Genomic DNA, 14,457 nt, shown 5'->3' with positions numbered 1-14,457 from the left:
CCGAAGAAGTGACATGCGATCGCGGTTTGAGAGCGACGATGATGGCCTGCGGGCAGAGCGCGTCAGGCGCGCTGACCATTCGCGCCGGGACGAGCCCAATCCCCGAGGACGGCCCCGGGATTCGGCGCGCGCGTCACTCCCAGTCGAGGGCGCCCTTCTTCCATTCGTAGGCGAATCCGACGGTCAGGACGGCCAGGAACGCCATCATCGACCAGAACGCCGCCTCCGACAGGCCCGCGAAGCTGACGGCCCAGGGGAAGAGGAACGCGATCTCGAGGTCGAAGATGATGAACAGGATGGCGACGAGGTAGAAGCGCACGTCAAACTTCATCCGCGCATCGTCGAAGGCGTTGAAGCCGCACTCATAGGCCGAGACCTTCTCGGGGTCCGGGGCGCGGACGGCGATGATGGCCGCGGCCAGGATCAGCACCAGGCCCAGGCCGATGGCCACCCCCAGGAAGATCAGGATGGGCAGGTATTCCATGAGCATGGTCGACATGAGGGGCCTCCGCGCGTTTGCCCCGGTCTAGGCCGCGGCAGCGCGGGCGTCAACGCGGCTCGATGACATGACGCCTGGCCCCGACCAGAGTCATCTCGACCCAGCCCCGGCCCACCGGCGTGCGCAGCAGGCACCACTGTCCGGTCGGGTTGCAGGTCTCGATCGGCCCTCCCTCCCCCGGCTGCAACCGGCCGATGATAGGCCGGTCGGTGCCCGGTCCCGCGCGCAGATTGACCACGCCCTCGGTGACGTTCCGCATCGGTGCCGTCAGCGACAGGATCGGCGGCAGGCGGGCGCCTGGCACCTGCTCCAGCTCCGCCTCGGGAACGGCATCGAGGATCGCGGACGGCAAGGGTGGCGGGACCTCCGACAACGGTGTGACGGAGATGGATGGCGGCGGTGGAACGGCGGCGGCGGGCGATCCGTCGTGCAGGGCGGCGGCGTCCCGGTCGATCCAGCCGACCTCCCGGTCAGTCGAGACGAGGCACCAGCGCCCCGTCACGTCGCAGCGGGTGATCTGCGCCACCGCGCCCGGTGCCAGCGACCCGACCACCGGGGCCAGATCGTTCGGCCCGCTCCGCAGCGGCGCAACCACACGCCCGAGGTTCCAGACCGGCTGAGCGGCGACCGGAAGCGCGAAGAAGAACAAGCAAAGCAGCAGACGAAGCATCGGCCCCACCGTCGCACCGGCCGCACGCGGCGACAACGCGATCAGCGCAGCGCCCGCAGCAGCCCCTGCGAGGGATCGCCCGTCACCGCCAGCCCGTTGGCGCGCTGATAGGCCTCGATCGCCGCGCGGCTGTTCGGCCCGATCACGCCATCGTCACCCTGCGTGTCGTAGCCCGCCGCCGTCAGCCTGCGCTGCAATTCCTTGCGGTCGTCGATATCGAGCCCGAACTCGTCCGGCCCGAATTTCTGCGTCAGCGGCCCACCCCCGGCGATGCGCCCCGCCAGATAGGCCACACCCAGCGCGTAATTGTCCGAATTGTTGTAGCGCTTGATCGCGCGGAAATTCGGCCCCGTCCGGAAGATCGGCCCGCCCGCATCCGGGCGCAGGTCGCCGCCCGAGTCCTCCACCGCCGCCAGGGCACCCCTCTGCCAGCCGTTGCGCGCCAGATAGGCGGCGGTCGAGGCCAGCGCGTCCGAAGGATCCTCAGCCCAGATGTCACGCCGCCCGTCTCCGGTAAAATCGACGGCGAAAGCCTGGTAGGAGGTCGGGATGAACTGCGTATGCCCCATCGCGCCGGCCCAGCTGCCCACAAGGCGCTGCGGCGTGGTGTCGCCCGTTTGCAGGATGCGCAGGGCGGCGACGAGCTGCTGTTCGAAGAAGCGGCCCCGGCGGCCGTCATAGGCCAGCGTTGAAGTGGCGGAGATCACCGGGATCGTACCGCGCCGCTGGCCATAGCGGCTTTCGACGCCCCAGATCGCCGCGACGACCTCGGCGGGCACGCCATAGCGCGCCTCGATGGCATCCAGCCGCGCCCGCTGCGCGGCGAAGGCCGCGCGCCCCTCCTGCACCCGGGCCTCGCCGGCGATGATGGCGAGATAGTCCTCGAAGCTGCGCCGGAACTCGGTCTGGTTGCGGTCCCGCGCGACGACCCCGGGCACGAAACCCTGCCCACGAAAGGCCGTGTCGAGGAGATCGGCGCGGATGCCCTCCCCGGCGGCGCGGCGCTTGAAGGCCTCGACCCAGGCGGTCCAGCCGGGCGTCGTGCGGGGCACGAGATCCGGGTCGGAGTCGCGCGCGGCGGGCCGCACCGACGTCAAGGGCTGCGCACCGACACACCCGGCAATCGGGGTAGCGGCGAGGGACATCACGAATGCACGACGGGTATACATGGGCCTGTACTCCTTCTGACGAGGGGTTGCCGTCACGCTAGGCCATTGGCGACTCGCCGCCAAGCGCGCGGTGTTCCCCGCTCAGCGATCCGCCCCCAACGGCATGCTATCCCGCATCAGAGGGCGGCCCTTGTTCCGCGCCCCGCGCTCACTCCGCCCAGCGCGGCGCGCGCTTTTCGAAGAAGGCGCCGACCCCCTCGGCGGCCTCATCCCCCGCCCAACGGCGGGTCAGGGCGTCGATGCTGGCCGCGATGGTGTCCCGGTCGATCACAGGCCCCAGGCTGCGGGCCAAGGCCTTGGCCTCGGCCACCGCGCCGGGGGCGCAGGCCAGATAGGGCGCGACCTCCGCCTCGACCGCCGCGTCCAGCGCCTCGGGCGGCACGGCGCCGGCGATCACGCCCAGCGCCTCGGCTTCGGCGGCATCGAAGCGGCGCGACGACATGAACACGCGCCGCGCGCGCCCCTCGCCCATCCGCGCGATCACGTAAGGCCCGATGGTCGCCGGGATCAGCCCCAGCCGGGTCTCGGTCAGACCGAACTTCGCCGTGTCGGCGGCCACCGCCACGTCGCAGACGCAGGCCATGCCGACCCCGCCGCCGAAAGCCGCCCCCTGCACCCGTCCGATCAGCGGGACCGGCATCGTGTTGAGCGCCTGCAACATCTCCGCCAGACGCCGCCCCTCGGCCGCCCGCGCCTCTGGGGCGGCATCGAACTGCGCCCGCATCCACCCCAGATCGCCGCCCGCGCAAAAGCTGCGCCCGGCACCGGTCAGGACCACGGCCCGGGTCTCGCCCACGACGACGCTGCCGGCGAAGTCGGTCAATTCGTCCATCATCCGCGCATTCAGCGCGTTATGCACATCCGGACGGTTCAGCGTCACGGTCACCACACCGCGCCCGTCCCGCGCGATCTCCAACGTCTCGTCGCTCATCCTGTCCTCATCTTCCGCGCCATACGCCCCGCCTCGGCGACAATCCCTGCGTCCAGCCCCGTGGGATGGCCCGCCGCCTCCAGATGCGCCATCAGCGCCTCCGTGGCCACGTTCCCCGCGGCGCCCGGCGCATAGGGGCAGCCGCCCAGGCCGCCCACCGCCGCGTCGAACACCCGCAGGCCATGGGCCAGCGCCACATCCACATTCGCCAAGGCCCGCCCGGCCGTGTCGTGAAAATGCCCGGCCAGGTCCGCCGCAGGCATCTCGCAGGTCACGGCGGCCAGCATCGCGTCCACCGCCTCGGGCGTGCCCTGCCCGATCGTGTCGCCCAAGGACACCTCATAACAGCCGAAGTCGCGCAAGATGGCCACGACCCGCGCCACGTCGCCCGGCGCCACCGCGCCGTCGAACGGGCAATCGGTCACGCAGGAGACATAGCCCCGCACCGGGATCCCGTCGGCGCGCGCGGCCTCGACCACGGGCACGAACCGCTCCACGCTCTGGGCGATGGTGGCGTTCAGGTTGGCCTTCGAGAAGCCCTCGGAGGCGCTCGCGAAGATCGCAACCTCGTCGGCCCGCGCCGCCCGCGCGCCCTCGTAGCCGCGCAGGTTCGGCGTCAGCGCGGCATAGCGGACGCCCGCCGCCCGGGTGATCCCCGCCAGCACCTCCGCGCCATCGGCCATCTGCGGCACCCATTTCGGCGACACGAAACTCGCCACCTCGATCCGCCGAAACCCGGCCCGCGACAGCAGGTCCACCAGCGCCACCTTCTCGGCGGTCGGGATGGCCCGCTTCTCATTCTGGAGCCCGTCCCGCGGGCCGACCTCAAAGATCTCGACAGGATCAGCCATCTGGCACCTCATAGAAGTCGCGGTCGTAGAATTGCTGCGTGCCGTCCTTGGCCTTCGCCGCGGCGAAGGCCGGCCGCGCCTCGATCCGCGCCTTGTAAGCCACGAGCTTCGAGAAAGGATCCAGCCGGACGAAATGCGGCGCCGCCCACAGATTGAAACCCAACATCGCGTCCGCCGCCGAGAACCCGCCCGGCAGCAGATACCCATCCTCCCGCAGCATCCCCTCCAGCGCGCGCAGCGTATCCCGCAGCCGCGCGGTCACGATCTTGACGACCACCGGGGAGGGCCGCGCGGGTGGGCGCAGGAAGACATGGTTGAGGTTCAGGGTCTCGATCAGCGAGCCCATCGTCTCGGCGAAATGCATCGCCTGGAGGAAAGCCACCCGCTCGCCCGGACCGCCCCCCAGCCCCGCCTCGGGATGGCGCTCCGCCAGATATTGCAGGATCGCCCCGCTCTCGAAGATGGAGATCCCGTCGATCTCCAGCGCCGGCACCCGCCCGGCGGGCGTCACCGCCAGCACCTCCGGCGTGCGCAGGCTGCCGCCAGTGATCGTGTGCGGCACGATCTCCGCCTCCAGACCCAACTCCTCCAGCATCCAGAGCACCCGGAAAGACCGCGACATCGGCACATGGTGCAAGATAATCCGGCTCAAGCTCCGCCCCTCCTTCTTCCCTGCACAAATATCCCGGGGGGGCGCGAAGCGCGGGGGGCAGAGCCCCCCTCCCCGCTTGCAGCACGCGCTCCCGCAGCCCCGAGGGCCTGCCATCCGGCGCGCCTAGCGCGGATCATCGTCTGCGGTCCCCTCTTCCATCCGCACAAGCGCCGCGCCCGCCTCGACCTGGACGCCTTCGGCGGCCAGCACCTCGGCCACGACCCCGTCGCTTGGAGCGACCAGCGTGTGCTCCATCTTCATAGCCTCCAGCACAGCCAGCCGGTCGCCCAGAACCACCGTGGAACCAGCCGCAACGAAGACCGCCTTAACCAGCCCCGGCATCGGCGCCTCGACCAAGCCCGAGGCCGCGCGCGCCGCGCCTGCGACAGCCAGCGGGTCGGGGACGGCGAAGGAATAGACATTGCCCCAGAAGAGATGCACGGCTCCCTCGGCATGGCCGATCTCGGCGGGCACGCGGGCGCCGTCGACGGTCCAGCCCGCGCCGCGCGCGACCTCGTGAACCGCATCGCCGACCGTCACCCGGAATCGCCCTCGGCCCAGCGCCTCGACCTCGGCTGCGATCTCCTCCGCGCCCCAGGCAAGCATCTGCCGCCACCGCAGCGGCGCCCAGAGATGCATCCCTTCGAATGCCGTCTCCCGGTCCAGCCCGAGCGCCCCCAGAGCGGCCAGGGCCCTGGCGCGGCTGCACGGCACCGGCGGCGCGACGAGCGCATCGGCATGGCGGTCGATCAGGCCGGTATCGACCTCTCCGGCCGCGAAATCCGCCTGCGCAGCGAGGCGGCGCAGGAAGGAAAGATTCGTCACCGTGCCCGCGACCCGCGTCTCGGCCAGCGCCCGCTCCAACTGGCGCAGCGCCACAGCGCGGGTCGGCCCGTGCACCGTCAGCTTGGCGATCATCGGATCGTACCACGGGCTGATCGTGTCGCCGGGTCGCACGCCTGTATCGGCCCGCGCGCCTGCGGGGAACGTCAGGTGCGTCAGCGTCCCGGTGGCCGGCAGAAAGCCCGCTGCCGCATCCTCCGCATAGAGCCGCGCCTCGAAGGCATGCCCCGTGATCGACAGGTCCCCCTGCGCAACCCAGAGCGGCTCGCCCGCCGCCACGCGCAGCATCCATTCGACCAGATCGACCCCGGTGATCGCCTCGGTCACCGGATGCTCGACCTGAAGCCGCGTGTTCATCTCCATGAAATAGAACCGGTCGGGGCGCAGCCCGTCGGAGGCATCGACGATGAACTCGACCGTCCCCGCGCCCGAATAGCCGATCGCCTCCGCCGCGCGCACCGCCGCCGCGCCCATCGCCTCGCGCATCTCGGGGGTCATGCCGGGCGCGGGCGCCTCCTCGATCACCTTCTGATGGCGGCGCTGGAGCGAGCAGTCGCGCTCGAAGAGATGCACGGCCCGCGTGCCGTCGCCAAAGACCTGCACCTCGATATGCCGGGGCGTCGCAACGTATTTCTCGATCAGTACACGGTCGTTGCCGAACGCCTTGGCCGCCTCCGACTTGGCCGCCTCCAGCGCGTCGGCGAATGCGGCGGGGCCCTCCACCCGGCGCATCCCCTTGCCGCCGCCCCCCGCGACGGCCTTGATCAGGACCGGATAGCCGATCGCTTCCGCCTCGGCGGTCAGGCGCGCGACGCTTTGATCCTCGCCGCGATAACCGGGGACCACGGGCACGCCCGCGTCTTCCATCAAGGCCTTGGCCGCGTCCTTCAGCCCCATCGCCCGGATCGCTTTGGCCGAGGGCCCGATGAAGGTCAGGCCCGCCGCCTCCACCGCTTCCACGAAATCCGGATTCTCCGAGAGGAAACCATAGCCCGGATGGATCGCGTCCGCGCCCGTCTCCTGGGCCGCGGCGATGATCGTGTCGCCTCGCAGGTAGCTTTCGGCCGGGGCGGCCCCGCCCAGCGAGACCGCCTGGTCGGCCATCTCGACATGGCGCGCGCCCGCATCCACGTCCGAATGGACCGCAACGGTGGCCACGCCCATGCGACGGCACGTGTCGATCACCCGGCAGGCGATCTCGCCCCGGTTGGCGATCAGGATCTTACGGAACATCACTCCGTCCCTCCGATGTCGAAGTTCATGCGCCCGCCGCACCTCTCCCCTGAGGCGTAGCGGGACAGGTTCGTCTGCGGGACGATCTCGGCTCTGACCGGTGCGACCGCCTCCCGTCCCTTCCGCGCAAAGCTCTGGTGCTCGGACGCATCACGGCAGGCCGCGCAACGGATCTGCCAAGAACTGATGCCGACGGCTCGGCCCGATTCCCGCAAAAACGCGAAATGCGGCCGCGCGATCCCTGACGGACGGATGGCGCGGCGAAGGCACCGCCGGATCAACGCCCCCCCGTCCTCGACAGTCAGGATCCGTCCGGACAGGCCCCCGCGCGGTGGAAGACGATGCCATTGCCCATGCCGCGCCGAACGCTGGCGCAGTCGCTCCCTCCCGGCAGGCCGCGGGAGACTGGCACCGGTGATGGCGCAGGACGCGTCTGCGCGGTGGAGTTCACGGGATAGGCCGGGTGCGCACCCGCCGCCCTCGCGGGCACCCGCCCTGCGGGGTCCGGCGCCTGGATATCGGCCATCAGCGGCTCGAGCCGGGACAGTACGATCTCGGCGCCCGGTCCCTTCCAGACGAAGAGAATGCCCGCCGCCGCAAGGGCCGGAATGACCAGGATCATCATCACGGTCCGCATGACCGAGCGGCGCGGCTCCGGCCTCGGCTCGGAGGATGCGACCGGCAGAATGGGGGGTGCCTCGGACACGGAAGGCTGCGGCGTTGCTTCGGAGTCCAATGAGGGCATCCACTCGCCGCTCTCGTCGAGGACCCACCCCGCCCCGCCGCTGCGCCGCCTGTCCTGTTCCCACGCCGTCATCCTTCCGGGCTAGTTCCAGATCGAGGCGAATTTTCGGCGAATTGAGGCAGGATTGCGGCCAATTCAGCAGTCGCCGGGACGTTGAAAGCGGATCGCCGTACCCTCGACCGGCCGGATGCACCCGCGACGCCCCTCCAGAAGCTCCGGCCGCGCGGAGGGATCGGACACCGCAGATCGCGCGCTCAACTGCGCCGCAAGCTCCGGGCCGTGCGTGCGAAGGAAGTCGCGCAGGTCCGGCAGGACGCCTCCGACTTCCAGGGCCGCGTAGACGGGGATCAGCAGCAGGGCACGCTGCAACCGGACTCGCAGGACGTCCCGAAGCGTGAGGCGCCGGTTGGGATAGCGACCGAACATGGCGCCTCCCTGGCATGAGATCGCGGCAGTCCGATGGCAGGGTCACAGCACCGCCCCCAACCGAAATCGTTCGCAAAGCAGCGTCAGGTCCGAGGGACCAGCCGCCATTGGCCTCGCAATCTCGGACATGGCAGTCCCACCAGGCCCGAACGTCGCCCTCTTCTTCGGCAATGGCGAAGGCGTCGGGACCCTGCTGGAAGGGCCGTTCGACCACGTCCACGGCCTCGATCACAACGGCCGGGGTCAACTCCCAGAGGCAGGCGATGTCGCGGCAGCCGGACTTGGGCCGGTCCCCAGGAGTGACGTCGCTGATCGCAATCGTAAGACCGCCGATCACAAGCCGCGTCAGCTCGGCACAGAAGCCTGACCCATCGCTGAAACGAAAGGCCTGCGCGCCGGGATATCGGCCCATGACAGCCTCCAGAGCGGTCATGCAGCCCCCCTCATCACGGGTTCACAAATACTCAATTCCCGCCCTCTCGGCCCGCTCCCCGCTGGAAGCGGAGCACAGCCCACGCGCGACCGCCTGCCTCCCCCAGCCCGCAACTCCTGGCGTCGAAGGCCCGACGAGGCCTTCGATCCGGCCGGCCCCGACCGCGCGTCACATCCGGAAAACGCCAAAACGCGTCTCCTCCACCGGCGCGTTCAGCGCCGCCCTGAGCGACAGCCCCAGCACCTCCCGCGACTTGCGCGGGTCGATGATCCCGTCGTCCCAGAGCCGCGCCGAGGCATAAAGCGGGTGCGACTGCCGCGCGAACATCTCCTCGGTCGGGCGCTTGAACGCGGCCTCTTCTTCGGCGCTCCAAGTCTGCCCCGCCCGCTCCATCGCGTCCCGCTTGACCGTGGCCAGCACGCCCGCCGCTTGCGGCCCACCCATCACGCTGATCCGCGAGTTGGGCCAGGTCCAGAGGAAACGCGGCTGATAGGCGCGCCCCGCCATCCCGTAATTGCCGGCACCGAAGCTGCCCCCCACCAGCATCGTGATCTTCGGGACGCGCGTCGTCGCCACCGCCGTCACCAACTTGGCCCCGTGCCGCGCGATCCCCTCGTTCTCGTATTTCTTACCGACCATGAAGCCGGTGATGTTCTGGAGGAATACCAGCGGCGTCCTCCGCTGCGAACACAGCTCCACGAAATGCGCGCCCTTCTGCGCCGCCTCGCTGAAAAGCACCCCGTTATTGGCCACGATCCCGACCGGCTGGCCGTAGACCTCGGCGAAGCCCGTCACCAGCGTCTCCCCGAACCGCGCCTTGAACTCGTCGAAGCGGGAGCCGTCGACCAGTCGGGCGATCACCTCGCGGATGTCGTAGGGTGTACGCAGATCGGCGGGCACCACGTCGAGCAGTTCATCCGGGTCGTAGGCCGGATCCTCGCCCCGTAGGGCGGGGGTCTCCCCGCCGCTCCCCAGCGACCGCACCGCCTCCCGTGCCAGGGCCAGAGCGTGGGCATCGTCCTCCGCCAGATAATCCGCCACGCCGGAGAGCCGCGTGTGCACGTCGCCGCCGCCCAGATCCTCGGCGCTCACCACCTCTCCGGTGGCCGCCTTCACCAACGGTGGACCCGCGAGAAAAATCGTCCCCTGCTCGCGCACGATGATCGAGACGTCGGACATGGCGGGCACATAGGCGCCCCCCGCCGTGCAGGAACCCATGACCACGGCGATCTGAGCGATCCCCTTCGCCGACATCCGCGCCTGGTTGTAGAAGATACGCCCGAAATGGTCGCGGTCCGGAAAGACCTCGTCCTGATTGGGCAGGTTCGCGCCCCCGCTATCGACGAGATAGATGCAGGGCAGGTGGCATTCCTCGGCGATCTCCTGGGCGCGCAGGTGCTTCTTGACGGTGATCGGGTAATAGGTCCCGCCCTTCACGGTGGCGTCGTTGCAGACGACCATCACATCGCGCCCGTGGACCCGCCCCACGCCCGCGATGGCGCCGCCTCCGGGCGCCGCGCCGTCATACATGCCGTGTCCGGCGAAGACGCCGATCTCCAGGAAGGGTGAACCCGGGTCCAGCAGCCCCGCCACCCGGTCGCGGGGCAGCATCTTGCCACGGCTCAGATGCCGGTCTCGGGCCTTTTTCCCACCGCCGGCTTGGGCAGCGACGGCTGCCGCCGCGACCTCGTCCAGCGCGGCGAGATGGGCGGCGCGATTGGCGCGGGCCTGGTCCGAGCTGGGGATGAGAGAAGATATGAGCTTCATGACCTCAGGCTCCGCGCGCGACCCGGCGGGACGAAGCGGGGGCCAGCCCCCGCACCCCCGGGATATTTGTGCAGGGAAGAAGGGGGCATGCGGCGCGAGGCCGGTGGACGGGCCCGGAGGGGCAGGCGGCGACATGCGCCGAGGGGGAGAAGGGGGCGCTCACCCCATCGCTCCCATCAGCTCCCGTCCGACCAGCATACGGCGGATCTCGGAGGTGCCGGCGCCGATCTCCATCAGCTTGGCGTCGCGGAAGAGGCGCGAGACGGGGCTGTCGTTCATGAAGCCCGCGCCGCCCATCGCCTGTACCGCCTGATGCGCCTGTTTCATCGCCTCCTCGGAGGCATAGAGCACGCAGGCCGCCGCATCCTGGCGCGTGACCTCGCCCCGATCGCAGGCCTTGGCGACCTCGTAGACATAGGCCCGGGCGGAGTTCATCGCGGTATACATGTCCGCGATCTTGCCCTGCATCAGCTGGAAGCTCCCGATCGGCTTGCCGAACTGCTTGCGCTCGGCCAGGTAGGGCATGACGTGATCGAGGCAGGCGGCCATGATGCCGGTGCCGATGCCCGACAGCACGACGCGCTCATAGTCCAGACCGGACATCAGGACGCGGACGCCGCCGCCTTCCTCGCCCAGGACGTTCTCGTAGGGCACTTCGACATCCTCGAAGATCAACTCCGCCGTGTTCGAGCCCCGCATTCCCAGCTTGTCGAAATGCTTCGAGGTGCTGAACCCGGTCATGGACTTTTCGATCAGGAAGGCGGTGATGCCCTTGGAGCCGGCATCGGGGTCGGTCTTGGCGTAAACAACGAGGGTGTCGGCGTCGGGGCCGTTGGTGATCCAGTATTTCGTGCCGTTCAGGACGTAGCGGTCGTTGCGCTTCTCGGCGCGCAGCTTCATCGACACCACGTCCGAGCCGCTGCCCGCCTCGGACATGGCCAGCGCGCCCACGTTTTCGCCCGAGATCAGGCCCGGCAGATACTTGGCCTTCTGCTCCGCCGTGCCGTTCAGCGCGATCTGGTTGACGCAGAGATTGGAATGCGCGCCGTAGCTGAGGCTGACCGAGGCGGAGGCGCGCGCGATCTCCTCGATGGCGATGGTATGGGCGAGATAGCCCATGCCCGCCCCGCCATCGGTCTCGGGCACGGTGATGCCGAGCAGGCCCAGCTCTCCCATCTCGCGCCAGAGTTCGGACGGGAAGGTGTTGGACTGGTCGATCTCGGCGGCCATCGGCGCGATCCGCTCCTGGGCCCAGCGATGAACCATCTCGCGCAGGGCGGCGACGTCCTCTCCCTCGTCGAAGCGCATGCTGGCGGTGAACATCGGCGACCTCCCATCCGGCCCGCCCGCGGGCGGAACCCGTCTCTCCTGCCCGCGGCAGGAATTGAACATTGGTTCAATTAATAGCCACTGCGGGCGCGCGCGTCCAGAGGATGCGACTTTCCCTCGCGCGCGGCGCGCTAGATGACGTGAGAGCACGATAGAGAGGGGAACCACCGTGACCGAGACGCTTGACCGATTCGGTGCCCGTGGGGATGGGCGGACCGACGACACCGCGGCCTTCCAGCGCGCGGTGGAGTGGTCCGCGGCGCAGGGCGGCGCCATGGTCCGCGCCACGTCCGGCGCGGTCTACCGGCTGACCGAACGGATCCGATCGACCGGCCCGCTCAGGCTCGATCTGGGCGATGCGGAGTTGATCCTGGACGCGGAACACGCCGGCCTTCAGGCGGCCGCGCGGCTGGAGGGGCCGTTCGATCTACGCGAGACGCAGGACGGTGGCACGCGGATTAGCGTCGCCCTACCCGACGACACTCCGCTGCCCGCCCCCGGCAGCTGGATCAAGATCGTCTCCGACGCCCTGGCCCCGTGGCAGCGGGACCGTGGCTCGGACGACCGAGTCTACGCGATCGCAGAGTGGGCGGAGATCGGCGAGGGATCGACCCGCTCGCAGCTGGTCCTCGCGCGGCCCTTGCGGGTACGGCGCGGGATCGACCCGCGCTCCGTCCCCGGCGACGAGGACTCGGTTTGGCCTTGGGACACCCGATATAGACCCTGCGTCGTCTGGGCCCACGCCCATCCGGTGACGATCGCGGGCGGCGTCTGGGCGCATCCGCCGAATCGCGACGCCTGGAACGCGCCGACCCTCTTGGTTCTGGGCCATGTCGACCCGCTGATCGAGCGGGTCCACATCGCCCGCGGCTATGATACCGGGATTCGGCTGACGGGCACCCAGGGGGCTCGGATCGTCGATTGCCGGGCAGAGATGCTGGCGAGCGATCCGGGCAAGGGGCGCTTCGGCTATGGCGTGGCCGACGGAGGCGGACGCGGAACTTTGGTGCAGGGGCTGCGCGGCACTGACACGCGCAGTCTGTTCACCACCAGCATCGGCCCCTCTGAGCGCGGCGAACGGCGAACGGCGCGCCTGCTCGGCATGGGCAGCAGCGAGGCGATCCTCGTACGCGATGGCCAGGCTGGACCGCACGAGTCCGCCCCCTGGGACACGCATCACGACGGGCGCCACGTCACTTTCGAGCGGATCACGGCGACCGGAGGCGGCGGCCCAGCCGTCTCCATCCGCGCGCGGGAGACGGCGGTACGCGGCCTCGTGCTGAACGGGACGGAGCGCGGCATCCTCGTCTTCACCGATTGGGGCGGCGGTCGCGAGGATGGCGACAATTGGCTCAACGGGGCGACGCGCGCCGACTACCCGATGGTGCAGGTGGCCGATTACGCGGGCACCTGTCGGCGCAGGCCGATCTTCGTACGCGCCGGAACCCTGTCACTCACCGGAACGGGGCGGATCACGACACAGGCATGCTGCGGTCTGCGGCTGTCGGGTGGCACCGTGACCGTAACCGGGGCACACCGCATCGCCCTCGGCTCGGAGGTCGGTGAAGAAGACGACGAGGAGGCGCTGATCCGCCTCTTCCAGGGCCACGAGAAATCCCGGCGTATCTTCGGCGGCGCCACGGTCGATGTCGCGGGGCTACTGGAGCTCGACGGACGCGCGATCGGTCGGGCCGGAACCTACGGCCTCTATCTCGAGGAGAATACGCAGGTCCGGGTGTCTGGTTTGCTGGTGTTGCGCCTGCCCGCCCTGGCGACGGACTTGCGGGGCGGGCAGGGCAGGCTCGACATCCTCGGGACCGGATCCGTCGCCGTGACGCGGCCAGAGCGGGACGGGGCCGTCCTCCTCGACGCAAGCGGCAGCACCCAGATCACCGAGCGGGCGCTGGAGCGCCTGATCGCCGCCTACGCGCCAGGGCCGTAGGTCGGGAAACCCCTGACGTGACCCAGGGTCGCCTTGGACGCAGCGTCGTCGGTGCCATTCATCGCAAAGGAGCCGCCATGGGCCATTCTGTCGCTTTCCACAGGGGCAATGGCGCCGTGGCCGACCGCATCCTGCGCTGGGCGACCCGCTCTCCGTTCGGTCCTTGCGCGATGATCCTAACGGACCGGACGCCGCGCCGAGGCGATATGCTGCCCTGCCCCTCCGCGTCCGGGCGCGCTGGCGGCGTGCGGGTCGAGGACATCGCCGGGGCGGAGAGCACGTAGGACATCTACACGGCCCCCTGGGCCCAGGCCGAAGAGAAGCCGAGGCAGCCCTTGAAGCCATGGCAGATGGTGGACTCGCAGCTCTGCGATTTCCGCAAGACAGCACGGGACGGGTGGTTCCACACCGAGACCTGGCGCCCGCCGCACGAGATCGGCGCCGCGACATGACCGGAATCGCGGTGGAGCGCTGTGAGACGCTGCCCGACAGGCAGGCGCTCGACGGCATCTTGTCCCAATATTACGCCCCTATCGCCCGGCGGATGGGCGAGATCGGCCACCCGCTCGACCCGACCGCCCCGCAAAGCGCTGGCCGAATTCTGGAGCCATGCGGGGGATGACCTGCCGCCCGAGGGCTGTCTGGTCTTGGCGCGACGACCGGACGGCGAGAACGTCGGATGCGCCCTGCTCAAGCGCCTCGACCCGCGCACGGGCGAACTCCAGCGCATGTTCGTCTCCGAGGCCCGCGGGGCACGCGCACGGGCCGCGCCCTGGTGGAAGCCCGCGAGGCGGCCGCCCGCGAAATGGGGCTCACGCGGCTGGTGGCCGATACGCTCTCCCCCAATGCCGAAATGCGGTCGCTCTATCCCAAGCTCGGATTCGTCTAGCAGGAACCCCCATCGAGACGAGGACCTGGCGGGATCAGCCGATGCTGCGCCCGCACCTGCATTACTTCGTCAAGGCGC

At 69.8% G+C, this 14,457-nt stretch carries 15 protein-coding genes; 4 read left to right on the top strand and 11 right to left on the bottom strand.

The window, feature by feature from the left end:
• Positions 1-133 precede the first annotated feature (133 nt).
• From DTQ71_RS20370 to DTQ71_RS20315, 11 genes are all read right to left on the bottom strand, one after another.
• On the bottom strand, positions 134-499 hold the full coding sequence (locus DTQ71_RS20370; RefSeq protein WP_109566143.1) for an NADH-quinone oxidoreductase subunit A: 366 nt from the start codon (positions 497-499) through the stop codon (positions 134-136).
• 49 nt (positions 500-548) lie between these two features.
• Positions 549-1,169, bottom strand: coding sequence for an SH3 domain-containing protein (locus tag DTQ71_RS20365; RefSeq protein ID WP_109566142.1), 621 nt, complete (start codon positions 1,167-1,169; stop codon positions 549-551).
• A 41-nt stretch (positions 1,170-1,210) separates the two neighbouring features.
• Positions 1,211-2,338: a lytic murein transglycosylase gene (locus DTQ71_RS20360; protein ID WP_109566141.1), complete on the bottom strand. Its 1,128-nt coding sequence runs from the start codon at positions 2,336-2,338 to the stop codon at positions 1,211-1,213.
• Between the two features lie 148 nt (positions 2,339-2,486).
• Positions 2,487-3,269, bottom strand: a complete 783-nt coding sequence (locus DTQ71_RS20355; RefSeq protein ID WP_109566140.1) for a crotonase/enoyl-CoA hydratase family protein — start codon at positions 3,267-3,269, stop codon at positions 2,487-2,489.
• Positions 3,266-4,120 (bottom strand): hydroxymethylglutaryl-CoA lyase, encoded by an 855-nt coding sequence (locus DTQ71_RS20350; protein WP_109566139.1) that lies wholly within the window; start codon positions 4,118-4,120, stop codon positions 3,266-3,268. Before DTQ71_RS20350 ends, DTQ71_RS20355 begins: the two co-directional genes overlap by 4 nt.
• Positions 4,113-4,772: a glutathione S-transferase family protein gene (locus tag DTQ71_RS20345; protein ID WP_342768146.1), complete on the bottom strand. Its 660-nt coding sequence runs from the start codon at positions 4,770-4,772 to the stop codon at positions 4,113-4,115. Before DTQ71_RS20345 ends, DTQ71_RS20350 begins: the two co-directional genes overlap by 8 nt.
• Positions 4,773-4,895: 123 nt before the next feature.
• Entirely contained in the window at positions 4,896-6,848 is a 1,953-nt protein-coding gene (locus DTQ71_RS20340; protein ID WP_109566138.1) for an ATP-binding protein, read from the bottom strand.
• A 301-nt stretch (positions 6,849-7,149) separates the two neighbouring features.
• On the bottom strand, positions 7,150-7,473 hold the full coding sequence (locus tag DTQ71_RS23260) for a hypothetical protein (RefSeq protein ID WP_146204912.1): 324 nt from the start codon (positions 7,471-7,473) through the stop codon (positions 7,150-7,152).
• A 255-nt stretch (positions 7,474-7,728) separates the two neighbouring features.
• The gene (locus DTQ71_RS20325) at positions 7,729-8,019 is read right to left on the bottom strand and encodes a hypothetical protein (protein WP_109566135.1); all 291 of its coding nucleotides are present in this window, start codon (positions 8,017-8,019) and stop codon (positions 7,729-7,731) included.
• A 601-nt stretch (positions 8,020-8,620) separates the two neighbouring features.
• Positions 8,621-10,219, bottom strand: coding sequence for a carboxyl transferase domain-containing protein (locus DTQ71_RS20320; RefSeq protein WP_109566134.1), 1,599 nt, complete (start codon positions 10,217-10,219; stop codon positions 8,621-8,623).
• Between the two features lie 159 nt (positions 10,220-10,378).
• Complete coding sequence (locus tag DTQ71_RS20315; RefSeq protein ID WP_109566133.1) at positions 10,379-11,542, bottom strand: isovaleryl-CoA dehydrogenase; 1,164 nt, start codon at positions 11,540-11,542, stop codon at positions 10,379-10,381.
• A gap of 175 nt (positions 11,543-11,717) precedes the next feature.
• On the opposite strand from DTQ71_RS20315, the gene DTQ71_RS20310 reads away from it, so the two are divergent.
• The 4 genes from DTQ71_RS20310 to DTQ71_RS24435 all read left to right on the top strand — a co-directional run bounded on the left by DTQ71_RS20310 (position 11,718) and on the right by DTQ71_RS24435 (position 14,379).
• A complete protein-coding gene (locus tag DTQ71_RS20310; RefSeq protein WP_109566132.1) occupies positions 11,718-13,490 on the top strand; it encodes a hypothetical protein in 1,773 nt (590 codons plus the stop codon).
• Between the two features lie 77 nt (positions 13,491-13,567).
• Positions 13,568-13,774 carry a hypothetical protein gene (locus tag DTQ71_RS20305; RefSeq protein ID WP_109566131.1) on the top strand — a complete coding sequence of 69 codons (207 nt, stop codon included), beginning with the start codon at positions 13,568-13,570 and terminating at the stop codon, positions 13,772-13,774.
• 164 nt (positions 13,775-13,938) lie between these two features.
• Positions 13,939-14,112 (top strand): hypothetical protein, encoded by a 174-nt coding sequence (locus DTQ71_RS24440; protein WP_245947672.1) that lies wholly within the window; start codon positions 13,939-13,941, stop codon positions 14,110-14,112.
• 153 nt (positions 14,113-14,265) lie between these two features.
• Positions 14,266-14,379, top strand: coding sequence for a GNAT family N-acetyltransferase (locus DTQ71_RS24435; RefSeq protein WP_245947671.1), 114 nt, complete (start codon positions 14,266-14,268; stop codon positions 14,377-14,379).
• Positions 14,380-14,457 lie beyond the last annotated feature (78 nt).

The organism is Jannaschia seohaensis (genome assembly GCF_900116765.1).
Lineage (GTDB): Bacteria > Pseudomonadota > Alphaproteobacteria > Rhodobacterales > Rhodobacteraceae > Jannaschia > Jannaschia seohaensis.
The sequence above is the reverse complement of the archived record's forward strand: the minus strand, read 5'-3'. Positions and strand labels throughout refer to the sequence as shown.

Coding starts and splice junctions, on each gene's coding strand:
- DTQ71_RS20370 (WP_109566143.1), bottom strand. CDS start 499: ATGTCGACCATGCTCATGGAATACCTGCCCATCCTGATCTTCCTGGGG.
- DTQ71_RS20365 (WP_109566142.1), bottom strand. CDS start 1,169: ATGCTTCGTCTGCTGCTTTGCTTGTTCTTCTTCGCGCTTCCGGTCGCC.
- DTQ71_RS20360 (WP_109566141.1), bottom strand. CDS start 2,338: ATGTATACCCGTCGTGCATTCGTGATGTCCCTCGCCGCTACCCCGATT.
- DTQ71_RS20355 (WP_109566140.1), bottom strand. CDS start 3,269: ATGAGCGACGAGACGTTGGAGATCGCGCGGGACGGGCGCGGTGTGGTG.
- DTQ71_RS20350 (WP_109566139.1), bottom strand. CDS start 4,120: ATGGCTGATCCTGTCGAGATCTTTGAGGTCGGCCCGCGGGACGGGCTC.
- DTQ71_RS20340 (WP_109566138.1), bottom strand. CDS start 6,848: ATGTTCCGTAAGATCCTGATCGCCAACCGGGGCGAGATCGCCTGCCGG.
- DTQ71_RS23260 (WP_146204912.1), bottom strand. CDS start 7,473: ATGATGATCCTGGTCATTCCGGCCCTTGCGGCGGCGGGCATTCTCTTC.
- DTQ71_RS20325 (WP_109566135.1), bottom strand. CDS start 8,019: ATGTTCGGTCGCTATCCCAACCGGCGCCTCACGCTTCGGGACGTCCTG.
- DTQ71_RS20320 (WP_109566134.1), bottom strand. CDS start 10,219: ATGAAGCTCATATCTTCTCTCATCCCCAGCTCGGACCAGGCCCGCGCC.
- DTQ71_RS20315 (WP_109566133.1), bottom strand. CDS start 11,542: ATGTTCACCGCCAGCATGCGCTTCGACGAGGGAGAGGACGTCGCCGCC.
- DTQ71_RS20305 (WP_109566131.1), top strand. CDS start 13,568: ATGGGCCATTCTGTCGCTTTCCACAGGGGCAATGGCGCCGTGGCCGAC.
- DTQ71_RS24440 (WP_245947672.1), top strand. CDS start 13,939: ATGACCGGAATCGCGGTGGAGCGCTGTGAGACGCTGCCCGACAGGCAG.